The sequence below is a fragment of the Pseudomonas sp. SIMBA_041 genome, assembly GCF_046535095.1.
Lineage (GTDB): Bacteria > Pseudomonadota > Gammaproteobacteria > Pseudomonadales > Pseudomonadaceae > Aquipseudomonas > Aquipseudomonas mucoides.
Genome location: NZ_JAWRXJ010000003.1, coordinates 196,974 through 218,122 on the forward strand (window position 1 = coordinate 196,974; position 21,149 = coordinate 218,122).

Here is a 21,149-nt window from a genome sequence, read left to right on the forward strand (position 1 = left end):
CTCAGGCTTTGTCTGTCAGGTTTTTGCCGATCATGCGCACCAGCACGATGGCCGCGATGTTGGCAATCACCACCGCGATCAAGCCGCCGGCGGATGCCATGCCGACATCGAACTGCACCAGCGCCTGGTTGTAGATCAGGTAGGCGAGGTTGGTCGAGGCGTAGCCGGGGCCGCCGTTGGTGGTGGTAAAGATTTCGGCGAACACCGAGAGCAGGAAGATGGTCTCGATCATCACCACCACCGCAATTGGCCGCGCCAGGTGCGGCAAGGTCAGGTGCCAGAAGATGGCGACAGGCCCGGCGCCGTCGAGACGTGCGGCTTCCTTCTGTTCCTGGTCGAGGGACTGCATGGCGGTCATCAGGATCAGGATCGCGAAGGGCAGCCATTGCCAGGACACAATGATGATGATCGACAGCAGCGGGTAGTGCGCCAGCCAGTCCACCGGTTGCGCGCCGAACAGTTTCCAGACGTAGGCGAGAATCCCCGACACCGGATGGAAAATCAGGTTCTTCCAGATCAGCGCACCGACGGTGGGCATGATGAAGAACGGCGAAATCAGCATGACCCGCACGATGCCGCGGCCCATGAACTCACTGGCTTCAAGCAGTGCACTGATCAGCACACCGAACACCACGCTGATCAGCAACACGCTGCCCACCAGCAACAAGGTGTTGGTGGCGCCGGGCAGGAAGCCGGAATCCGTCAGGAAGTAAGTGAAGTTCTCCAGCCCGACGAACTCGTTTTCACCCGGATTGAGCAGGTTGTAGCGAATCGTCGAGAAGTAGACGGTCATGCCCAGCGGCACGATCATCCACAGCAGCAACAGGGCGACCGAAGGACTGACCAGAAACCAGCCGGGATTGGCCAACCGGCTTTTACGCACCGGTTGGGGTATGTCCATGTGAGCGTTGGCAGTTGAAATATTCATGGCATTAAACCAATTAGGAACAGACATACGAAGATCGACATGTGGGAGCGGGCTTGTGTGGCGAGGGAGCTTGCTCCCGCTGGGTCGCGAAGCGGCCCCAATAGCTTTGCGACTGCTGCGCAGCCGAGCGGGAGCAAGCTCCCTCGCCACAAAAGCCCACTCTGGATCGGTTGCGAGAGTTACTTGGGATAACCGGCGCGCTTCATCTCGCGTTCGGTGGTTTGCTGGGCCGCAGCCAAGGCTTGATCGACCGTGGTTTGCCCAATCAGCGCCGCCGAGAACGACTTGCCCACCTGGGTGCCAATGCCCTGGAACTCAGGAATGGTCACCAACTGAATACCGATATACGGCACGGGCTTGAGCGTCGGCTTGCTTGGGTCCGCTGCCTTGAGCGATTCCAGCGTGACCTTGGCGAACGGCGCGGCATTCATGTAGGCCTCGCTGTAGGTGGAGGCGCGAGTGCCGGGCGGCACGTTGGCGATGCCGTCTTTCTCCGCGACCAGCGCGCCGTATTCCTTGGAGGTGGCCCAGGCACTGAACGTTTTGGCGGCGTCCTTGGCCTTGGAGCTGGTCGGAATCGCCAGCGCCCAGGAATAGAGCCACGCCGAACCCTTGTCGGTGGTTTCGTGCGGGGCGTAGGTGAAGCCAACGTGGTCGGCCACCTTGCTTTGGGTTTTGTCAGTGACGAACGAGCCGGCAACGCTGGCATCGACCCAGATTGCGCATTTGCCGCTGTTGAACAGTGCGAGGTTTTCGTTGAATCCGTTGCTGGAAGCGCCCGGCGGACCGGATTGCTTCATGGTCTCGACGTAGAAGTTCAGGGCGTTTTTCCACTCTGGACCGGTGAATTCCGGCTGCCATTTCTCATCGAACCAACGTGCGCCATAGGCGTTGGCGACGGTGGTGATCAGCGCCATGTTCTCGCCCCAGCCGGCCTTGCCACGCAGGCAGATGCCGTACTGTTCTTTATCCTTGTGCGTGAGTTTGCTGGCGAATTCGCCGATCTGGGTCCAGGTCGGGCGCTCGGGCATGGTCAGCCCGGCCTCCTTGAACAGGTCGGTGCGGTAATAGGTGATCGAGCTTTCGGCGTAGAACGGCAGGGCGTACAGGGAGCCCTTGACAGAAAGGCCCTCACGCACCGACGGGAAGACGTCGTCCAGGGCATAAGACGCCGGTAAGTCCTTCATCGGCTCCAGCCAACCCTTGGCACCCCACAGTGCGGCTTCGTACATGCCGATGGTCAACACATCGAACTGTCCGCCCTGAGTGGCGATGTCAGTGGTCAGGCGTTGGCGCAGGACGTTTTCTTCCAGTACCACCCAGTTGAGCTTGATGTCCGGGTGCTCGGCCTCGAAGGTTTTCGAGAGCTTTTGCATGCGGATCATGTCGCTGTTGTTGACGGTGGCGATGGTCAGCGTTTGAGCGCCGAGGCTGATGCTGCTGAGGGTCATGCAGGTGAGGGCAAGCAGAGCTTTTACAGAAGGTTGCATCGTGCACTCCTTTTCTGCGACCCAAGGGTTACAGAAGGACAGTTATTGTTTTTGTGTCTTCCTGCGGCAGGAAGAATGTGCGCTGATTACAGCCCTCAATTGAAGATGAGACAAATCATCCATCGCACTTGGATCGATACTATTTTGCACTCGGGTTAGAGAAAGGCAGGATTTAACGCGCTGCACTCTGTAGCAGCTGCCGGACAAGGTGTCAGTGCTGATTTTGCTCAGTAAGGCGCTGCACTGCCAGCCGCCGGTAGTGCGATGGTGTCATGCCCTTGAGTTGCTGAAAGCGCCGGTTGAAGTTGGAAATATTGTTGAAACCCGACTCGAAGCACACGTCGGTCACCGGTTTGTCGCCATCGGCCAGCAACTCACAGGACTTGCTGATGCGCAGACGATTGACGAATTCGATGAAGCAGCGCCCGGTGGCTTGCTTGAAGACGCGACTGAAGTAAGTCGGCTTCATGCCCAAATGCTCGGCGACTTCTTCGAGCGACAGCTCCCGGGCGTAGTGGGCGAAGATGTAATCCACGGCTCGGTTGGTGCGATCGATATTATGCTCATCAGCCAATTGCGGCGTCGTTGCCCCTGACAGCAATTGAAAATCGTCGGAGGCCGCCAGCAGCTCCAGCAGAATGAAAAAGTGTCCGAGGCGGGTCACGCCTTGGGTGTCGGCGATCCGTTGCATCAGTGTCATGGCCTGGCGGATGGTGCGCTTGCATCGGAACTCGATGCCGTACTGCGCGCGCTCCAGCAGTGGCGCCAAGGTCTTGAGTTCGGCGAACACCTGATGGCCGCTTTCGAACAACTCGTCAGTGAAGTTGACCAGCATGTCGCGCTTGGGCACCACTTCGTCTTCCTCGACCTGGCTGATCCAGTTGTGCGGCAGGTTGGGGCCTGTAAGGAACAATGTCTCCGGATAGAAGTTGCCGATGTAGTCGCCGATGAACACTTTGCCGGAGCTGGCGACGATCAGGTGCAGTTCGTATTCCTTATGAAAATGCCAGCGCACCAAAGGGCAGGGGAACCCGTGCTGGCGGTAAATGATGGACAACCCGTTATGGTCATCCATCAGTTCATAGGAGGGGTCTGTCACGCGGGCTGTTCGGGTCATGTCAGGACGCTTTTCTTGTTATCGCTACCGGATCATGCCCCTTTTGGCACCTGCGATGCCAGCCTGCAATGACGATCACTTATGCCGGCTCATGCAATCGGTGCCCGTATACCGCCTTCATGCTGGTGGCACTCCAGCAATAGCGGACGATGTCCGCTTCATCAAAGAAGTCGGTGCTGATAATGCTGCACCGCGTGACCCAATCGCGAGAGCTGTGGAACCAATCGTTGATTTGATTTTTTAAGTGTTGCGGGCCACCCAGCAGCGAATAGCAGGTTGCTGGCAACGACCAGAGGAAGGTCTCGTAAGGGGCTCCCGCGAGGGTGGTCTCGATGTGTGATTTTAGATCGATGGCATCGGTGAATGCGTTGCCGTTCCACTTATGAGGAATCTGCGGCCAGAAATATTCATTGTCCAGTCCGGGTTTCGCGCGCGCCGCCAAGACGATGCGGCGCCGCGAACTGGCACGTTTGAGTTGTTCCACGGTGCTGAATGCATCCGAATAGGGAATCAAGCGCGAACCCAGGCGGCGCATCAGCAAGTCATTGAATTGCCGGTAGTCGAAAATCTTTGGCCCATCTTCCAACTGATGGAAATCGAGGACGATGAATTCGTCCGGGTTTTGAGTCAGGAATGTCGCTACCGCTTCGATCAGCTCATCAAGAATGCGGTGGGACTGAAAGCCGTTGTGATGAAAATAATAGACCGGCACTTCCGGGCCGGCGGTACAGCCGAGCCGGATATCGAATGCCCGTGCGCCGTTGGCCAGTTGCCAGGCAAATGAATCGTTCTGGCACGTCGTCCAATTGCCGACCACGACCTCGTAGTTGGGGGCCTTTTTGTCCATCCCGGCGTTGTGCGTGCCGGGCCAGACAATATCGGTCAACTTCAAATGGCCGATGTCCAGTACGTTGCTCATCCATTTTTGTGTGTCGAGTGCGGTTGCAGTGTTATAGGTCATGACGTTTCCTTGTCGGTGATTTGCCCCATCCGTGGGGGAGACTCATGACCCAGCGTAGAAGTGCCTGCCAGCATTGCCAGTCACAGAAACACTTGCACAAAAATAGCGATTTAGTGGCGCGGCAACTAAGCATTGCGCCAGCCGGCTTTTTTCAGGTTGACGGTTTTGCAATAAGAAACCAGTTGGGATTCTTCAATGAAGTCGACATTGATAATGTTGCACTTCTCGGCCCAATTACTGGTCTTTGGATCAAACCAGGAATCAAGTTTTTCGTGTATATCTACCGGGCCGCCGAGCGCGCTGTAGCTGGTGGCGGAAAGCGACCAGGGTGCCCACGTTCCTGGCGGGTTTTTCAACACGTCAGCAATGTGTTTCTCCAACTCCTTGGCGTTGGTGATGCCACTGCCGGACCATTGGTGTTCGATTTGCCGGATAAACAAATTTTCATCAAGTGCGGGATGCCATGGGGCTGCGACCAACACCCTTTGTAGGGGGCTGATTTTTTTGAGTTGATGCAGACTCAGGGATTGGTTTTTTCTGGGGATCAGGCAATGGCCGAGAAATAGCTTGATCATATTATTGAAGTAAGCGTAATCAAACGGGTCCCCCTTCAAATCATGGAAGTCCAGAATGATGAACTCATCGGGGTTCTCCCGAAGAAAGTGTTGCACATCGGTGACAAGGTTCCCCAAGGTACGGTTATTGCGGTAGCCATTGTGGTGAATGCGAAATTTCCCTGGATCGGGTGCACCCGCGTCGTACATCAGACGAATGTCGAGTGCTCGAGCCCCATGGTTCAGTTGCGCGGAAAAGGATTGATGCTGGCAGGCCAGCCAGTGAGCACCCGGAATAAATGGCCAGGACGCTTTCCAGTCGCTGCCAGCGTTGTGAGTGCCCGGCAGTGTTAATTCAGTGAGCGACAATGTATCAATTGCCGGATGGGCGGACATCCAGTTGTTGAGCGCGTCATTATTTTGAACAGCGTAATTCATGGGGTGCATCCCTGCATTGAAAGATTAAATAAAAAGACTGTGCCGAACGTTACTGAAAGTTTGCACGTTCGGCTTGGTATTAAGAAGGGGGATGCCGGGCGGGGTCAATAATACGGCTGATGCAAAATGTTTATTGTTAAAGTGTTATAGCGGAGTTCTGTTTTTTGCTTCAATCCATTGGGCCATATACTGCGTACTTTTATGGTGGTGGTGACGCAACATGCTGCCTGTAAAGTTATCACTTCTAAGTTGCGACAGATGTTGCTGGCAGTACAACAATTTATCGATCAATGCTGGACCATGTACAGACGGTTGATAGCGATCGGCCAACAACGTCCGCCCCAGGGATTGGGCTTCTATCCAAAGTGTCTCATCCTTGTACAGTCGAACCGCGCTATCGGCGAACGCCTGAGCTGTCTGGGTCACTGCGCCGGGCCAGAGATGTTCGCCCTGCATCGCTTCGGCGCCGATGGGCGTTGTGACCGTAGGCGTGCCACACAACATCGCGTCGACGATCTTGCCTTTGATACCTGCACCGAAACGCAGCGGTGCCAGACACACCCGTGCCGCCGACATGACTTGCAAGGCATCTTCAGCCCAGTTCATTACATGAAAGCCCTGCGCCGGGTTGTGCAGGGCCGTGGCCTTGGGCGGTGTGTAAGCGCCGTAGATATGCAACTGCGCCTTGGGCAATTGTTCGCGGATCAATGGCCAGATGGCCGTTTTCATCCAGAGCACCGCATCCCAGTTCGGCGCATGGCGAAAGTTACCGATACTCAAAAAATGTGCCCGGTCTGCAAACGGCAACGGTGGCGCACTGGGCGGATCGACCATCAGGGGGCACCAGTGCAACAGGTTGCGCGGCAACTTGAATTGCTCGACCAGCAACTCGATTTCCACCTCGGAAATCATCAGGTTCACGTCGCAACGATACAGCGCGGCAATTTCGCGTTTGGCCAGGTCCGTATCCGCCATCAACTCGAACTCTTCGCGCAATGCCGGGGCAAACAACTCGCTGAAGTCGTTGGCGTCATCACGGTCTTTCAATCGGTCTTTGAGTCGTTGATGCCGGGCATGACGCAGACTTTGCAAATCCGACGTCTCAAGCACACGCAACGCGTCGGGGCAGTGCTTTTCAACGCGCCAGCCAAACTGTTCTTCCATCATGAACTGATCGAACAGCACGATATCCGGCGCCAGCTCGGTGATGAACGCGTCAAAGCTGCTGTTGTTCAACTCGATGGCGACTTCACGAATACCCAGCGCCGTCAGGTCCGCCCGGTGTTCACCGGTGCCGGCCGGGCTGCTGAAAGTGATGTCCCAGCCTTGCTGCAAGAACGTATCGAGGAGTTGCATGACATGCCCGCTGGCCGCTGAAGAGCGGGGCTCGGGCCAAACGTAACCAATAACCAGAACTTTGGTTGCGCGGGGCTGACTCATTAACGGGTATTCCTTGGTGCGGGTAATAGGGAGGGGCAGTACTGAGAAGCAGAACTGAGAAGTCAGGCGAGCATGGACTTGACCTTGTCCCGCAACTGATCAATCGAGAACGGTTTGCCGATCACCTGCATGCCGTCAGGCACCTCAATGCTTTCGGCATAGCCGCTGGCAAACAGGATGGGTAACTCAGGGCGCAGCATTCGCGCCTGGGTGGCCAATTCTCGGCCGTCCATCACGGGCAGGCCGACGTCGGTCATCATCAGGTTGATGACCTTTTTATTATCCTCGAGAAACTTCAGCGCCTGTTCGCTGCCATCCGCTTCAAGGACGTTGAACTCCAGCTCCTCCAGCACGTCAACGATCAGCATGCGCACAATGGCATCGTCTTCGACTACTAAAATGATGGAGGCGTCGGTGGACATAATGGTTACTCGCAAAGATTGAATTCAGGGGGGCCGGTCGATTGAAATCACCGGGCTCTTGCATGAGTAAGTGGCGGATCCCGACAAGTTCCCAGCGTTGTGCAAAAAAGAACAGCTGTACAAGATGGCAAGGATAACCGCTCCCTTCGCGCTCGCGCAGCTAAATGCGGGATTTACCCTGATACAAGGCAGAAAATTGGATCAACGTGCTTCTTTTGGGGCAAACTCCGTGCTTTTGAACAGTTCGACAAGGCCTCCCCATGACCACTGCGTCTTCGGTTGATGAGCAACGATTCCGCAAACTCCTGAGCCGCAACGTCAGCCTGCCATTGGGCGTCGGTGTCATCAGCGCGGTATTTTTTGTTTCGCTGATCACTTATCTGTTGTCGGTAATCCAATGGGTCGAGCACACCGACCGGGTGATCAATAACGCCAATGAAGCGGCCAAGTTGACCATCGACCTGGAAACCGGCATGCGCGGTTACCTGCTGACCGGTGACGAGCACTTTCTTGACCCCTACGAAACGGCCAAGCCGAGAATAGCGGTGGCCCTTGATACCTTGCTTGAACTGACCGCCGACAACCCGGCGCAAACCGATCGCTTGCGTCGTCTGCAAGCGTTGCAGACCGAGTGGGCGAGCTACGCGCAATCGATGATCGATTTGCAGCGTAACAGCGGCGATTATCGCGGTGCGGTCAAGGCCGGGCGCGGTAAGCGCCTGACCGATGAAATCCGCAAGCAGTTCGAAGACGTGGTCGACATGGAGCAGCAGCTGCGCGCCACGCGCAGCGACGAAGTGCGCCGTACCACGCTCTGGAGCATCGGCCTGTACCTGCTGTTCGTCGCCGGTGTCAGCGCCATGCTCGCCTTCATTGGTCGACGCGACCTGCTCAATCTCTCGCAAATCTACAGTGCCAACCTCGCGGCGCAGCAATCCAGCGCCTTGCGCCTGGAGCAACAAGCCTGGCTGCGTAACGGCCAGACCGAGCTGGCCGAACAAGTATTGGGGCAACTGAGCCTCAATCTGTTGGGTCGCAACATTCTGCAGTTTTGCGCGCAGTACCTGGGCACCGCCGTCGCCGCCATTTATGTTCGCGAAGACCACGGTGGCCTTAAGCGTATTGCTTCCTACGGTTTCTCTCGCGAGCAGGAAGAGCGAAATCAGCAGATCTACAGCGATGAAGGCATCGTCGGCCAAGTCGCGAACCAGGCCCGCCTGATTCGTCTGGATGATGTGCCGAGCAATTACTTCAAGGTCAGTTCCGGCCTGGGCGAAGGCCTGCCGCACAGCGTGCTCGTAGTGCCGACCAGTGACGACGACCGGGTCAACGGTGTGATCGAGCTGGGCTTCCTGCGTCCGTTGTCTGATCGTGACATCGAGTTGCTGGAGTTGATTGCCGGCAACATCGGCACCTCCATCGAAGCTGCACGCTATCGCCAGCGTTTGCAGGAGGTGTTGGCCGAAACCCAGCAGCTCAACGAAGCGCTGCAAGTGCAGCAAGAAGAGCTCAAGACCGCCAACGAAGAACTCGAAGAACAGTCGCGGATTCTCAAGGAGTCCCAGGCGCACCTGGAAACCCAGCAGGTGGAACTCGAGCAGACCAACGAGCAGCTCGCCGAGCAGGCGCAGATCCTCGCAGACCAGCGCGATGCCATGGATCAGAAGAACACCGAGCTCAACCTGGCCCAGGTGCAGCTTGAGGACCGCGCCCTGGAGCTGCAGCGCTCCAGCAAGTACAAGTCCGAGTTCCTCGCCAACATGTCCCACGAACTGCGCACGCCGCTGAACAGTTCGTTGATCCTGGCCAAATTGCTCGCCGAAAACCCTCAGGAAAATCTCAGCGCTGAACAGGTGAAATTCGCCGAGTCGATTTATTCCGCCGGTAATGACTTGCTCAACCTGATCAACGACATTCTCGATATTTCCAAAGTCGAGGCCGGCAAGCTGGAGATGCGTCCGGAAAACGTCAGCGTCGAGCGTCTGGTTGATGGCTTGCGCGGGATGTTCGAGCCGATGGCGGCTGACAAGCACCTCGCGTTTCACGTTGAACTGCAACCCGGTGCGCCGAAGATGCTTTTCACCGACCGCCAGCGTCTGGAACAGGTGATCAAAAACCTGCTGTCGAACGCGGTGAAATTCACCGAGAAGGGTTCGGTCAGCGTTACCGTGGCCTCGCAACCGAATGAGGGCGTGGCCTTCATCATCCGCGACTCGGGCATCGGTATCGCCGAAGACCAGCAGGACAGCATTTTCGAAGCGTTCCGTCAGGCGGATGGCACCACTAATCGCCGCTATGGCGGCACCGGCCTGGGCTTGTCGATTTCCCGGGACCTGGCGGCGTTGCTTGGTGGTTCGATCAGCGTCAGCAGTGAGCCGGGGCAGGGCAGTGTGTTCACGCTGGTGTTGCCTCAGCAATACGTCGAGCCGGGCGACGAGCCTGTCGAGCCGATGCAGGCTTCACCCGTCGCAATCACCCCCCGCGCGGCACCGGCGGAGTTGGCTCCACTGGTTGCCCCGGTTGATATTCCTCGTTTCAACGACGACCGCGGCCAGGCGCCGTTCAAGACACGGTGCATTCTGATCGTGGAGGATGAGCCGAACTTTGCGAACATTCTTTTCGACCTCGCGCACGAACTGGGCTATCAGTGCCTGGTTGCTCACGGGGCCGACGAAGGGTATGACCTGGCCAAGGAGTTCATTCCCGACGCCATTCTGCTGGACATGCGCCTGCCCGATCATTCCGGGCTGACCGTGTTGCAGCGCCTGAAAGAGCACGCCGAAACCCGGCACATTCCGGTTCACGTGATTTCCGTTGAAGACCGGGTCGAGGCCGCCATGCACATGGGCGCCATCGGTTACGCGGTCAAGCCGACGACTCGCGAAGAACTCAAGGATGTGTTCGCCCGCCTCGAAGCCAAGCTGACCCAGAAGGTCAAGCGCGTGTTGCTGGTGGAAGACGATGATCTGCAGCGCGACAGCATTGCCCGGCTGATCGGTGACGAGGACATCGAAATCACGGCGGTAGGCCTGGCTCAGGACGCGCTGGACCTGCTGCGCACGACGATTTTCGATTGCATGATCATCGACTTGAAATTGCCGGACATGCTCGGTAACGACTTGCTCAAGCGCATGTCCACGGAAGACATCTGCTCGTTCCCGCCGGTGATTGTCTACACCGGGCGCAACCTGACCCGCGATGAAGAGACCGAACTGCGCAAGTATTCGCGCTCGATCATCATCAAAGGCGCGCGCTCGCCTGAGCGTTTGCTGGACGAGGTCACACTCTTTCTGCACAAAGTCGAATCGAAGTTGTCCCATGAACGGCAGAGGATGCTCAAGACCGCGCGCAGCCGCGACAAGGTCTTCGAGGGTCGCAAGGTGCTGCTGGTGGACGACGATGTACGCAACATCTTCGCCCTCACCAGTGCACTGGAGCAAAAGGGCGCAGTCGTGGTCATTGGCCGAAACGGTCGTGAAGCGATTGAAAGGTTGAATGAAGTCGAGGACATCGATCTGGTGTTGATGGACGTGATGATGCCGGAGATGGATGGCTTCGAAGCCACTATCGAGATCCGCAAGGACCCGCGCTGGCGCAAGCTGCCGATCATTGCGGTGACGGCCAAGGCCATGAAAGACGATCAGGAGCGCTGCCTGCAGGCCGGCTCCAATGATTACCTGGCCAAGCCTATCGACCTGGATCGTCTGTTCTCGCTGATTCGCGTGTGGTTACCGAAGATGGAACGCATTTAGTGGAAGGCATTTATTCAGTGGAGCGAAACAGCGACATCGAATTGCGCTTGTTGATCGAGGCGATTTACCTCAAGTACAGCTACGACTTTCGCGACTACTCCGGCGCTTCGATCAAGCGTCGGGTGAATCATGCGCTGGTTCAGTTCGAGTGCAACACCATCTCGGCCTTGCAGGAAAAGGTCCTGCACGACCCGACGGCGTTCATGCAGTTGCTGCAACTGCTGACGATCCCGGTCAGCGAGATGTTCCGCGACCCTTCGCACTTCCTCGCGATCCGCAAGGAAGTGGTGCCGCTGCTCAAGACCTATCCTTCGATCAAAATCTGGATTGCCGGGTGCAGTACCGGTGAAGAAGTCTATTCGATGGCGATTCTGCTGCGTGAAGAAGGCTTGCTGGAACGCGCCATCATTTATGCCACCGACATCAACCCACACTCGCTGGACAAGGCCCGGCAAGGGATTTTCTCCATGGAGAATGTCCGGGCCTACACTGCTAATTACCAGCAGGCCGGTGGCCAGTGCTCGTTCGCCGATTACTACACGGCGGCCTATGGCTACGCCATTTTCGACAAGAGCCTGTGCGAGAACGTGACCTTCGCCGACCACAGTCTGGCGACGGACAGTGTCTTTTCCGAGACTCAATTAATTTCGTGTCGTAACGTATTGATTTATTTTAATAAAAAACTTCAGGATCGTGCGTTCGGATTGTTTCATGAGTCGCTGTGTCATCGCGGGTTCCTGGTGTTGGGCAGTAAGGAAACCCCGGATTTTTCGGCCTTCGGCAACCAGTTCGAGCCGCTGGTCAAACAAGAACGGATCTACCGCAAATCATGAACAACGCTGCAGCTGTTCCTTCTATTGAAGCCATCGTGATCGGCGCTTCGGCCGGCGGCGTAGCGGCGTTGCTGACTATTCTCAGCCCGTTGCGCGAAGGCTTCGCGCTGCCGATCATCGTCGTGTTGCACCTGCCCGACGAGCGTAGCAGCCTGTTGGCCGAAGTATTTGCGCGCCGGGTTTCGATGCCTGTTCGGGAAGCGAGCGATAAAACCCGGATTGAAGCCGGGACGTTGTATTTCGCCACGCCCGGTTATCACCTGTCGGTGGAACATGACCGCAGTTTCTCGTTGAGCCTGGAAGAGCGCGTCCACCATTCGCGACCCGCCATCGATTACCTGTTCGAGTCCGCTGGCGACACCTACGGTTCAGCACTGGCCGCCGTGTTGTTGACCGGGGCCAACCGTGACGGCGCTCGTGGTTTGTCCCACGTCAAAAGTCGCGGTGGAATGACCATCGTGCAAGACCCGAATGAAGCCCAGGTCGCAACCATGCCCCAGGCGGCGCTGGATATTCATGAGCCGGACCATATTCTCCCTATCGGCGGCATCGGCCGTCTGCTTGTCGAGCTGGAACGAATAGCATGCTAAGTAACATCCAAGCCAAACTGCTGATCGTCGACGATCTGCCGGAGAACCTGCTGGCGCTCGAAGCGCTGATCAAGCGCGAAGACCGCATGGTCTACAAGGCCTTGTCCGCCGACGAAGCCTTGTCGCTGCTGTTGCAGCACGAATTCGCCATGGCGATTCTCGATGTACAGATGCCCGGCATGAACGGCTTCGAGCTGGCTGAATTGATGCGGGGCACGGAAAAAACCAAAAACATCCCGATTGTGTTCGTCAGCGCTGCCGGCCGGGAGTTGAACTACGCGTTCAAAGGCTACGAAAGCGGTGCAGTGGATTTCTTGCACAAGCCGTTGGACATTCACGCGGTCAAGAGCAAGGTCAATGTGTTCGTCGACCTGTACCGCCAAAGCAAAGCGATGAAACAGCAGGTTGAAGCGCTGGAGCAGAGCCGTCGTGAGCAGGAAGCGTTGCTCAAACAATTGCAGAGCACTCAACTGGAGCTGGAGCAAGCAGTGCGCATGCGCGATGACTTCATGTCGATTGTCGCCCACGAAGTGCGCACGCCACTCAACGGCCTTATTCTTGAAACCCAGTTGCGCAAGATGCACCTGGCCCGGGATAACGCCTCGGCGTTCACCCTGGACAAGATGCACGCCATGGTCGACCGTGACGAGCGGCAGATCAAAAGCCTGATCCGCCTGATCGAAGATATGCTGGATGTGTCGCGCATTCGCACCGGCAAGCTGTCGATCCGTCCCACAAAGTTCGACCTGGTGCAATTGGTCGGCAATCTGTTGGATAACTTCAAGCCGCAAGTCGAGGCCGCCGAGTGTTCCACGCGCTTTACTGCCGAGCAGCCAGTGGTCGGCCACTGGGATGAATTTCGCATCGAGCAAGTGATTTCAAATCTGCTCACCAACGCCTTGCGTTATGGTGGCAAAAGCCAGATTGATGTGCGGGTGTACGTACAGGACGGTCAGGCGCGGGTCGAGGTGCAGGATCAAGGGATCGGCATCAGTGAAGAAAACCAGAAGCGTATTTTTCAACAGTTCGAGCGTGTTTCCGCCAAGACCGTGGTCGCGGGGCTGGGTCTTGGACTGTTTATTTCCGAGCAGATTATCGCCGCCCATGGCGGTTCCATCGCCGTCGAGAGCAAAATCAACGAAGGCGCTCTATTTCGCGTTTGTCTGCCGCTTTAGGAAATGAGCCAGATAAACGCAACCTCTGAGCGACCCCACGGTCGTATCAGCAGCTATTGACCGAACAAAGGCTTCCCATGAGTGAAGATGCACAAGATGTAGTACTTGTCGTCGAGGATGACCCCTCGATTCTGATGGTACTGTCCGCGTACTTGTCGGGTGAAGGTTACCGGGTGCTGCAAGCCGAAAATGGCGAGCAGGCCTTTGAAATTCTGGCGAGCAAGCCACACCTGGACATGATGATCACCGACTTTCGTCTGCCCGGCGGGATTTCCGGCGTGCAGATCGCCGAGCCGGCAGTGAAACTGCGACCGGAACTCAAAGTGATTTTTATCAGCGGTTATCCGCAGGAAATCCGCGAGACAGACAGCCCGATCACCAAGACCGCGCCGATCCTGGCCAAGCCATTCGACCTGAATGAACTGCAAGAGCTCATGCAGCGAATGCTGTCCTGAGCTCTTTGCCATAGGCCCTCGGGGCGCATCAGATACTGATCATCTCCCGCACCTTGGCCGTCAGCAGGTCAAAGGTGAAGGGTTTGGTGATCATCTGCATGCCGGGGTCCAGAAACCCACCCCGCACGGCCGCGTGTTCGGCATAACCGGTGATGAACAGCACTTTCAGATCAGGCCGATACTGCCGACCAATTTCCGCCAGTTGCCGGCCGTTCATGCCCGGCAGCCCGACATCGCTGATCAACAGATCAATCCGTTGCGCTGAATCTAGGATCGGCACCGCACTGTCGGCATCACCGGCCTCCACGAAGGCATAACCCAACTCACTCAACACGGCACTGACCAGCACGCGAACCGCCGGGTCGTCTTCGACAATCAACACGGTTTCACCGTCCTGAGCATAAGGCGCCTGCTGGATGTCCATCAGGTTTTCCTCGGCCTGGTCCCCGCCGCTGTAGCGCGGCAAAAACACACTCACTGATGTGCCGTGACCCACTTCGCTGTGGATGGTGACGTGACCGTTCGACTGCTTGCTGAACCCGTAAATCATCGATAACCCCAACCCGGTGCCCTGACCAATTGGCTTGGTCGTGAAGAACGGGTCAAAGGCACGACTGATCGTGCTTTCGGCCATGCCACAGCCCGTGTCGGTCACGCGCAGCACCACGTAATCACCGGGCTGTAGATTACCGTGGGCCGCAACGAATCCCGAATCGAGCTTTTGATTGGACGTATTGACCACCAGCGTGCCGCCTTCGGGCATGGCATCGCGGGCGTTGAGCACGAGGTTGAGCAGGGCGCTCTCGAGTTGATTGGGATCGGCCTCGGCCACCCATAAGTCATCGCTCAACTGCATGTCCAGATGAATACTTTCATTGATGCTGCGTTGCAGCAGTTCGCCCATGGACACCACGAGGGTGTTCATTTCCACGGGTTTGGAGTCCAGTGATTGACGGCGCGAGAATGCCAGCAGCCGATGAGTCAGGCCTGCGGCGCGGTTGGCAGAGGTCACGCCCAGGTCGATCAACCCGTCGAGGTCCTCGGTGCGTCCTCTGGCGAGGCGCCGACGCAACAACTCAAGGCTGCCGATGATGCCGGTCAGCATGTTATTGAAGTCATGGGCAATGCCGCCGGTAAGCTGGCCGACCGCTTCCATCTTCTGGGATTGTCTGAGGGCTTCTTCGTTGTGGCGCAACTGTGCAGTGCGTTCCTCGACTTGTTGTTCGAGGGTTTCGAGGGTGTTTTGCAGGCGCAGTTCACTTTGGCTCAGATCGATCAACCGGTCCCTGGCTTCATACTGTCGTCGACGACCGCGCAACGCGGTGGTGACGAGGCTGATCAAGGTCACCGGATGAAAAGGGCGCTCAAGAAAGGTGACGTTGCCTAATTGCGGGCCGAGTCGTGACGCAGGGTTCTGCTCCGGGCCACCGTGGTGCGTCAGTAATACAATCGGCAGATCGGACCAGGCCGGTTGCTGATCGATCAGCAACCGCAGAGGGTCAAGATCACACCCTATCAGGGCTTCCGAAGAAATCAGCAGCAGGCCGGCACCTTTGACCAACTCCCCGCACAGCGCCACCAGATCCCGGGTCACAATGCCTTCGAATCCCGCCTCGTTGAGCATCATCAGCGCAATCTGGCTGTCACGTCCCAGTGGCGCGAGAATGATTGCGCGCTCAGACATAGCCTCGACAATACTCACCGGACATCGTCCTGGAGCAGCGGTTGGCTGGCGCCCAGATAGGTCGGTACGCCGCGCAATACGCCCTGGAACGCATCCAAAGGTTCACCGATGGTCATGCCCCGGCTGCCGATGCGGTATTCGCGAATGGTCGATTCGTGGCTGCCGGTGCGTTTCTTGATGATTGAGATCGCCCGGCGAACCTTGCCCAGGGCTTCGAAGTAGCGCAACAGGATTACCGTGTCAGCCAGGTACGTGATGTCGACCGGCGCTTGCATGTCACCGACCAGCCCATGTTGGGCGACGGTCATGAACGTCGCAGCGCCTCGACGATTGAGGTACAGCAGCAACTCGTGCATGTGCAGTACCAGCGCATTTTCCTCAGGCATCGCGGCCTGATAGCCATTGATGCTGTCGATCACCACGGTTTTGATTTGACGTTCATCGACACAGCGGCGCACCCGGTGGGAGAACTCGCCGGGGGACAGTTCGGCGGCGTCGACTTGCTCGATCAGCAGGTTGCCGGTGTCTTGCAGGGCCTGCAGGTCGATGCCCATGTTTTTCATGCGCTCGAACAGTAACCCCAGCTCTTCATCGAAAATGAACAGCGCGGCTTTTTCGCCACGCGCCACGGCAGCAGCGGCGAAGATCATCGAGATCAGCGATTTGCCGGTACCGGCCGGCCCCAGAATCAGCGTGCTGGAACCGGTCTCGATACCGCCGCCGAGCAGGGCGTCCATTTCTTTGATGCCGCTGGTCAACTGTTGGCGGATGTAGCCACCTCGGTGTTCGGCCGCGACCAGGCGCGGGAATACGTGCACACCGTCGCCCATGATGGTGAAGTCGTGATAGCCGCCGCGATACTTCTGGCCGCGGTACTTCACCACGCGGATGCGGCGGCGTTCGGCGCCATAGTTGGGTGTGAGTTCTTCGAGTCGAATCACGCCATGCGCGACGCTGTGTACGGTTTTATCGAGGGATTCGGTGGTCAGGTCATCCAGCAACAACACGGTAGCGTCGTAACGCACAAAGTAGTGTTTGATCGCCAGAATCTGCCGCCGATAGCGCAGTGAACTCTGGGCCAACAGGCGGATTTCGGACAGGCTGTCGAGCACCACGCGCGTCGGTTTGACCCGCTCGACCACTTCGAAAATCTGCTTGGTGGCTTCACCCAGTTCAAGGTCCGAGGAGTACAGCAGACTCTGCTGGTGCTCGGCGTTGAGCAGGCTTTCCGGCGGGGTCAGTTCGAAGATGTGGATGTTCTCATCCAGCTCCCAGCCATGGGACAGGGCGCCTTGACGCAGCTCACGCTCGGTTTCTGACAAGGTGATGTACAACGAGCGTTCGCCGGCTCGGGCGCCGGCCAACAGGAAATGCAAAGCAACGGTGGTTTTGCCGGTACCGGGTTCGCCCTCCAGCAAAAATACATGTCCACGAGACAAGCCTCCGGCCAGGATGTCATCCAGACCTTCGATGCCGGTGGCGGCTTTTGCACTGAACAGCTCGGTTGATGTAGACAAGAAAAACCCTCTCATGACCAGGGGAAGCGAGGCAGCAGGCTTGAGGTGCCTGTTTGGACTGCCTTTTCTCTTGACCTTTGGCCGTGACGACGGTTCAACCTTTTTGCAGAACTGACCTGTGGCAGCTGCCGAAGGCTGCGTTCGAGTGCGTAGCACTCGTTATCGGATGCCGGGCGGGCGCTACGCACCCGGACGCAGCCTTCGGCAGCTGCTACAGAGGGGGCTGTTACAAGCCTTGCTGCAACGCGGGGTCATCCGGGTTGAGCTGCTCCAGCTGAGCCAACAGGATCTGCACGTTCTGCAACTGTCCGCTTTCTTTCCAGTAATTGATCAGCAGCACACGCGCCTTACGGTCGGCCGGGTGGCGCTGGACGATCTCTTGCAACTGCTTCTGCGCGGCTTCCAGCTCCTGCTCAAGGTGCAAGGTGGTCGCCAGGTCATAGCGATAATCCTTGTTGTCGGGCTCCAGCTCCACAGCTTTGGAAAGGCCGAGCACGGCAAACTCACTTTGCCCGTGATTCAGCAGCCAGAGCCCCAGGGCATGTTGCAGGTAGGCCGAGTCGGGCTGCGTTTTGAGCTGTTTCGCCAGCAATTGGCGTGCGGCATCGCTTTGGCCCTGGCGGTCGAGCACATCGATCTGCATCACCAGCGCCGGCAGATTGCCGGGGTCCAGCTGTAATGTGCGATCCAGCGCTTCTTGTGCCTCTTTCAATTCGGCGTTGTGCAGGTGCAGGCGCGCCAATTGATATTGGTTTTGCGCGCTGGGTGGCTGACTGTTAAGGGCCAGTTCCCAGGCATCGATGGCTTGCTCCAGTGGCGCGAAATATAACCCCAGGTCATCCGGTGACAGTCCCAACAGTGCATTGACGGCGGCAAATCGCACGCTTTCTACGCTGTCATCGAGCAATGGGCCGATCAACAAGCTGCGTTGGCCGGCAGACACCAGGCCGCTGATGCTCTTTATGGCGGCGATCCGTACGTTTTCATCCGGATGCTGCAGGTCCGCATCCGCCAGTTTCAAGGCCTGCGGGCTTGGGTAGTTGGGGAGTTCGGCGAGCAACCAGATACGCCGCTTGGGCGACAGATCAGGTCGCCCCAGTTGCTGATATAACACCCGTGCGGCACCCGGCTGACCGGAACGGGCCTGGGTCAACGCTTCGCTGTAACCGCGCTTGATCGCTTCGGGCACCTCAGGCGTTGTGCTGCGCAGGAACAACCAGGCCATAACAATGGCAAACAGCACACAGAGACTGATGAGCAAGTAGCGGCGGGACTGGGGCATGCAGGAATCCGGGAGCTGGCAAGCTTGTGCAAAGGCCGTCAGCTTCGGTCAGCTGGGGCTGTGAGTCAAACCCTGAGGGGGCTCAATGTCGAGGATTTTGCCTACAGCTTGCGTCGACATCGAAACCTGTCGAGGCCTTGAAGCAGTGACTACGCTTGCTGAAGGTGAATCGAAGGGAGCTCCCATGCAACCGCTGCTTCAATACTTCAAGGCAATCCTCAACCCCGGGCCCGGTGTGCTGCTTTTTGCCTTGAGAACCATCGCCGCCGGGCTACTAACCCTGTACCTAGCGTTCCTGTTCGACCTCGATCAGCCCAAATGGTCGATCATGGCGGTGGTCATCGTCAGCCAGCCATTGGGCGGCATGGCGCTGGCCCGCAGTCTCGGGCAGGTCATCGGCACCACCTTGGGCGCTGTCGCGGCAGTCGTGATCATGGCGATCTTCCCCCAGGCGCCGTTGCCTTTCATCATTACCCTGGCACTGTGGCTGGCACTGTGCACCGCTGGTGGCACCTTATTGCGCTACACCAGTTCCCAAGCCTTTGTGCTCAGTGGTTACACGGCGGTGGTGGTGGCGCTGTTGGCCGTGCCTGATCAGGACGGCACCTTCCTTTTGGCGGTGACGCGCTTGACCGAGACGCTGCTGGCGGTGGCGTGTGTCTGCGTCGTCAGCCTCCTGACCGCACGACCCGAGACCGTGGCCCGGAGCTACTTCGCCAAGATTGATCAGGTGATCAAGTTGTTGGCGACTCACGCCGCGGCGGTCATTCGAACCGAAGAAAGCGAAGCCGATTTTCATCGCAGGCAAATGCAGCTGTTAGGCGAAATCAGCGTTCTGGAAGGATTGCGCCGGCACCTTTATTACGATGCCCCACGATTACGCAGCGCCGATGAGCTGGTGCAACTGCTGGGAAACCAATTGGTTTTACTGACGTCCCGGCTGACGGCGCTGCGCCACCAGCGTGAGCTGCTGACCGAGCGCTGGGAGGGGGAGTTGCCCTTGGAAATACAGCATTTACGCGCCGAAGAATTGGCGTTTCTCGATGAGCTGGCCCAAAAGGGCCGCTCGCTATCGGCCGATGCGCGTCATCATTTTTCGGCATTGCAGCAGCGTTTCGACGATCAGGCGTACAAGGCAGAACAACTGACCGAAACAATGCCGGCCACATTGCGATCGCTGGCGTGGGCCCTGCGCTGGGAACAGGCTCGGTTGTTACAGCAACTGGAACAGATTTTGGAACTGAGTGACGCCATTCAGGAGGAACGCCAGGCCAGTTGCGTCTACCGGGGACAGGCGAATCCGCTGCATCTGGATTTCACCCTGGCGGGGATGAACGCCATTCGAGCCTTTATTGCATTGCTGGTGGCCGGACTGATCTGGATCGAGACCGGCTGGGACGGAGCGCGGGGCGGCATGGTGCTGGTCGGGATTCTTTGTTCGCTGATGGCAACCTTCCCCAGACCGCTGCTGGCGGCGCAGAGCTATGCAAGGGGGCTATTCCTGGCGTTGATTGTGTCGGCGCTTTATCAATTCATGCTGGTGCCCATGATCAGTAATTTCGAGCTAATGGCCTTGTTGTTGGCGCCATTGCTGTATGCGGTCGCGGTGGGTCTCTCCACGCCGGCAACCACCGGGACAGGCATCGGCTTTGGTCTGTCGACCTTTCTGTTGTTAGGTCCACAAAACGTCGGGATCGGCCAGAACAGTGCGATTCAGTGGTTCGAGTTTGCCGGAGCTTACGTCAGCGCAACGGTCCTGGCATTGAGCGTCTTCGCCTTGATCTTCCCGTTCAGGCCTGTTCTGCGGATTCGCCGGCTGTTCAAGGAAAACGCGGAGCAGGTCTACGCCTTGATGAAGACGCCGGCTACCGATGCACAGCAATTTGCCTTCGAAAGCCGCATGGTCGATCGACTGACCATGATGCTGGGGTTGTTGCCGGCGACCAGCGATAAGCAGTCCGACGAGTTATTTCAGGTCAGCCTCGGGTGCATGGCCCTGGGCGTTGCGTTGAACCAGCTCAGGCAACAGGGGCAGGGCAATACCTTATTGAGTTCGGAGCAACAGCAGCGGTTGTCGGCTGCGGTCCGCGATTGCGCAAGATGGGTGGCCGGGCGGTCCGGGACAGACCCCGATCGGCTGCTTGGGGAATTGCGCGTACTGGGCGACGAATTGGACGATTTGCACCTGATGGTCCACGAGCACTTGTGGTCGGTGTTCCGAATGCGCGTGGCGCTGCTGATCGTGGAGTCGTTCGTGCGGCGATATCGCGAATACTTTCAACCGGTAGTTGCAACAGGAGTGCCGGCCCTTGCCCATTGATTTTGAACTGGGTGGCGTGTACTTGCCGCCCATCGCCCAAGCGCTGTTATTGGCGCTGCCGATTTTTCTGGCGCTGGACTGGGCGTTACGCCGCCTCGGTGTGCTGCGTTTCGTCTGGCATGAAGCTTTATTCGAGGGCGCGTTGTATGCCTGCGTGTGCGCGACGTTGATTCTGGTAATGGGAGCCTGAT

General features: G+C 57.7%; 17 protein-coding genes. 7 read left to right on the plus strand and 10 right to left on the minus strand.

Annotation, left to right across the window (positions count from 1 at the left end; translation table 11 throughout):
- Position 1: 1 nt before the first annotated feature.
- The 7 genes from SB725_RS08060 to SB725_RS08090 form a co-directional block, all read right to left on the minus strand.
- Complete coding sequence (locus SB725_RS08060; protein ID WP_228758773.1) at positions 2-901, minus strand: carbohydrate ABC transporter permease; 900 nt, start codon at positions 899-901, stop codon at positions 2-4.
- A 206-nt stretch (positions 902-1,107) separates the two neighbouring features.
- A complete protein-coding gene (locus SB725_RS08065) occupies positions 1,108-2,418 on the minus strand; it encodes an ABC transporter substrate-binding protein (RefSeq protein WP_027923246.1) in 1,311 nt (436 codons plus the stop codon).
- 211 nt (positions 2,419-2,629) lie between these two features.
- The gene (locus tag SB725_RS08070) at positions 2,630-3,535 is read right to left on the minus strand and encodes an AraC family transcriptional regulator (RefSeq protein ID WP_027923245.1); all 906 of its coding nucleotides are present in this window, start codon (positions 3,533-3,535) and stop codon (positions 2,630-2,632) included.
- 79 nt (positions 3,536-3,614) lie between these two features.
- Positions 3,615-4,496, minus strand: coding sequence for a phospholipase (locus SB725_RS08075; RefSeq protein WP_027923244.1), 882 nt, complete (start codon positions 4,494-4,496; stop codon positions 3,615-3,617).
- A gap of 125 nt (positions 4,497-4,621) precedes the next feature.
- Complete coding sequence (locus tag SB725_RS08080) at positions 4,622-5,488, minus strand: phospholipase (RefSeq protein WP_027923243.1); 867 nt, start codon at positions 5,486-5,488, stop codon at positions 4,622-4,624.
- A gap of 144 nt (positions 5,489-5,632) precedes the next feature.
- Positions 5,633-6,928: a glycosyltransferase gene (locus tag SB725_RS08085; RefSeq protein ID WP_027923242.1), complete on the minus strand. Its 1,296-nt coding sequence runs from the start codon at positions 6,926-6,928 to the stop codon at positions 5,633-5,635.
- Positions 6,929-6,990: 62 nt separating this feature from the next.
- Positions 6,991-7,350, minus strand: a complete 360-nt coding sequence (locus SB725_RS08090) for a response regulator (protein WP_027923241.1) — start codon at positions 7,348-7,350, stop codon at positions 6,991-6,993.
- Between the two features lie 260 nt (positions 7,351-7,610).
- Between SB725_RS08090 and SB725_RS08095 the strand changes: the two genes are divergently transcribed.
- The 5 genes from SB725_RS08095 (at position 7,611) to SB725_RS08115 (ending at position 14,155) form a co-directional block, all read left to right on the plus strand.
- Positions 7,611-11,102 (plus strand): response regulator, encoded by a 3,492-nt coding sequence (locus tag SB725_RS08095; protein ID WP_027923240.1) that lies wholly within the window; start codon positions 7,611-7,613, stop codon positions 11,100-11,102.
- The gene (locus SB725_RS08100) at positions 11,102-11,935 is read left to right on the plus strand and encodes a CheR family methyltransferase (RefSeq protein ID WP_027923239.1); all 834 of its coding nucleotides are present in this window, start codon (positions 11,102-11,104) and stop codon (positions 11,933-11,935) included. The genes SB725_RS08095 and SB725_RS08100 overlap by 1 nt, the downstream gene beginning before the upstream one ends.
- Entirely contained in the window at positions 11,932-12,525 is a 594-nt protein-coding gene (locus tag SB725_RS08105) for a chemotaxis protein CheB (protein WP_027923238.1), read from the plus strand. Before SB725_RS08100 ends, SB725_RS08105 begins: the two co-directional genes overlap by 4 nt.
- On the plus strand, positions 12,519-13,700 hold the full coding sequence (locus tag SB725_RS08110; RefSeq protein WP_059182994.1) for a hybrid sensor histidine kinase/response regulator: 1,182 nt from the start codon (positions 12,519-12,521) through the stop codon (positions 13,698-13,700). Before SB725_RS08105 ends, SB725_RS08110 begins: the two co-directional genes overlap by 7 nt.
- A gap of 77 nt (positions 13,701-13,777) precedes the next feature.
- A complete protein-coding gene (locus SB725_RS08115) occupies positions 13,778-14,155 on the plus strand; it encodes a response regulator (protein ID WP_027923236.1) in 378 nt (125 codons plus the stop codon).
- A 28-nt stretch (positions 14,156-14,183) separates the two neighbouring features.
- Here the strand turns inward: SB725_RS08115 and SB725_RS08120 are convergent, their stop codons facing one another.
- The 3 genes from SB725_RS08120 to SB725_RS08130 all read right to left on the minus strand — a co-directional run bounded on the left by SB725_RS08120 (position 14,184) and on the right by SB725_RS08130 (position 18,638).
- Positions 14,184-15,839, minus strand: a complete 1,656-nt coding sequence (locus SB725_RS08120; protein WP_410921530.1) for an ATP-binding protein — start codon at positions 15,837-15,839, stop codon at positions 14,184-14,186.
- Positions 15,840-15,853: 14 nt separating this feature from the next.
- On the minus strand, positions 15,854-17,356 hold the full coding sequence (locus SB725_RS08125) for an ATPase domain-containing protein (RefSeq protein ID WP_027923234.1): 1,503 nt from the start codon (positions 17,354-17,356) through the stop codon (positions 15,854-15,856).
- A gap of 226 nt (positions 17,357-17,582) precedes the next feature.
- Positions 17,583-18,638 carry a HEAT repeat domain-containing protein gene (locus SB725_RS08130; RefSeq protein ID WP_027923233.1) on the minus strand — a complete coding sequence of 352 codons (1,056 nt, stop codon included), beginning with the start codon at positions 18,636-18,638 and terminating at the stop codon, positions 17,583-17,585.
- A 184-nt stretch (positions 18,639-18,822) separates the two neighbouring features.
- Here SB725_RS08130 and SB725_RS08135 point away from each other — a divergent pair, with 184 nt between their 5' ends.
- Together SB725_RS08135 and SB725_RS08140 are read left to right on the plus strand one after the other, a co-directional pair.
- Positions 18,823-20,958: an FUSC family protein gene (locus tag SB725_RS08135; protein WP_027923232.1), complete on the plus strand. Its 2,136-nt coding sequence runs from the start codon at positions 18,823-18,825 to the stop codon at positions 20,956-20,958.
- A complete protein-coding gene (locus SB725_RS08140; protein ID WP_410921531.1) occupies positions 20,948-21,148 on the plus strand; it encodes a DUF1656 domain-containing protein in 201 nt (66 codons plus the stop codon). Before SB725_RS08135 ends, SB725_RS08140 begins: the two co-directional genes overlap by 11 nt.
- The last annotated feature ends 1 nt before the right edge of the window (position 21,149 follow it).

Coding starts and splice junctions, on each gene's coding strand:
- SB725_RS08085 (WP_027923242.1), bottom strand. CDS start 6,928: ATGAGTCAGCCCCGCGCAACCAAAGTTCTGGTTATTGGTTACGTTTGG.
- SB725_RS08075 (WP_027923244.1), bottom strand. CDS start 4,496: ATGACCTATAACACTGCAACCGCACTCGACACACAAAAATGGATGAGC.
- SB725_RS08130 (WP_027923233.1), bottom strand. CDS start 18,638: ATGCCCCAGTCCCGCCGCTACTTGCTCATCAGTCTCTGTGTGCTGTTT.
- SB725_RS08080 (WP_027923243.1), bottom strand. CDS start 5,488: ATGAATTACGCTGTTCAAAATAATGACGCGCTCAACAACTGGATGTCC.
- SB725_RS08110 (WP_059182994.1), top strand. CDS start 12,519: ATGCTAAGTAACATCCAAGCCAAACTGCTGATCGTCGACGATCTGCCG.
- SB725_RS08070 (WP_027923245.1), bottom strand. CDS start 3,535: ATGACCCGAACAGCCCGCGTGACAGACCCCTCCTATGAACTGATGGAT.
- SB725_RS08065 (WP_027923246.1), bottom strand. CDS start 2,418: ATGCAACCTTCTGTAAAAGCTCTGCTTGCCCTCACCTGCATGACCCTC.
- SB725_RS08120 (WP_410921530.1), bottom strand. CDS start 15,839: ATGTCTGAGCGCGCAATCATTCTCGCGCCACTGGGACGTGACAGCCAG.
- SB725_RS08115 (WP_027923236.1), top strand. CDS start 13,778: ATGAGTGAAGATGCACAAGATGTAGTACTTGTCGTCGAGGATGACCCC.
- SB725_RS08095 (WP_027923240.1), top strand. CDS start 7,611: ATGACCACTGCGTCTTCGGTTGATGAGCAACGATTCCGCAAACTCCTG.
- SB725_RS08090 (WP_027923241.1), bottom strand. CDS start 7,350: ATGTCCACCGACGCCTCCATCATTTTAGTAGTCGAAGACGATGCCATT.
- SB725_RS08060 (WP_228758773.1), bottom strand. CDS start 901: ATGGACATACCCCAACCGGTGCGTAAAAGCCGGTTGGCCAATCCCGGC.
- SB725_RS08105 (WP_027923238.1), top strand. CDS start 11,932: ATGAACAACGCTGCAGCTGTTCCTTCTATTGAAGCCATCGTGATCGGC.
- SB725_RS08135 (WP_027923232.1), top strand. CDS start 18,823: ATGCAACCGCTGCTTCAATACTTCAAGGCAATCCTCAACCCCGGGCCC.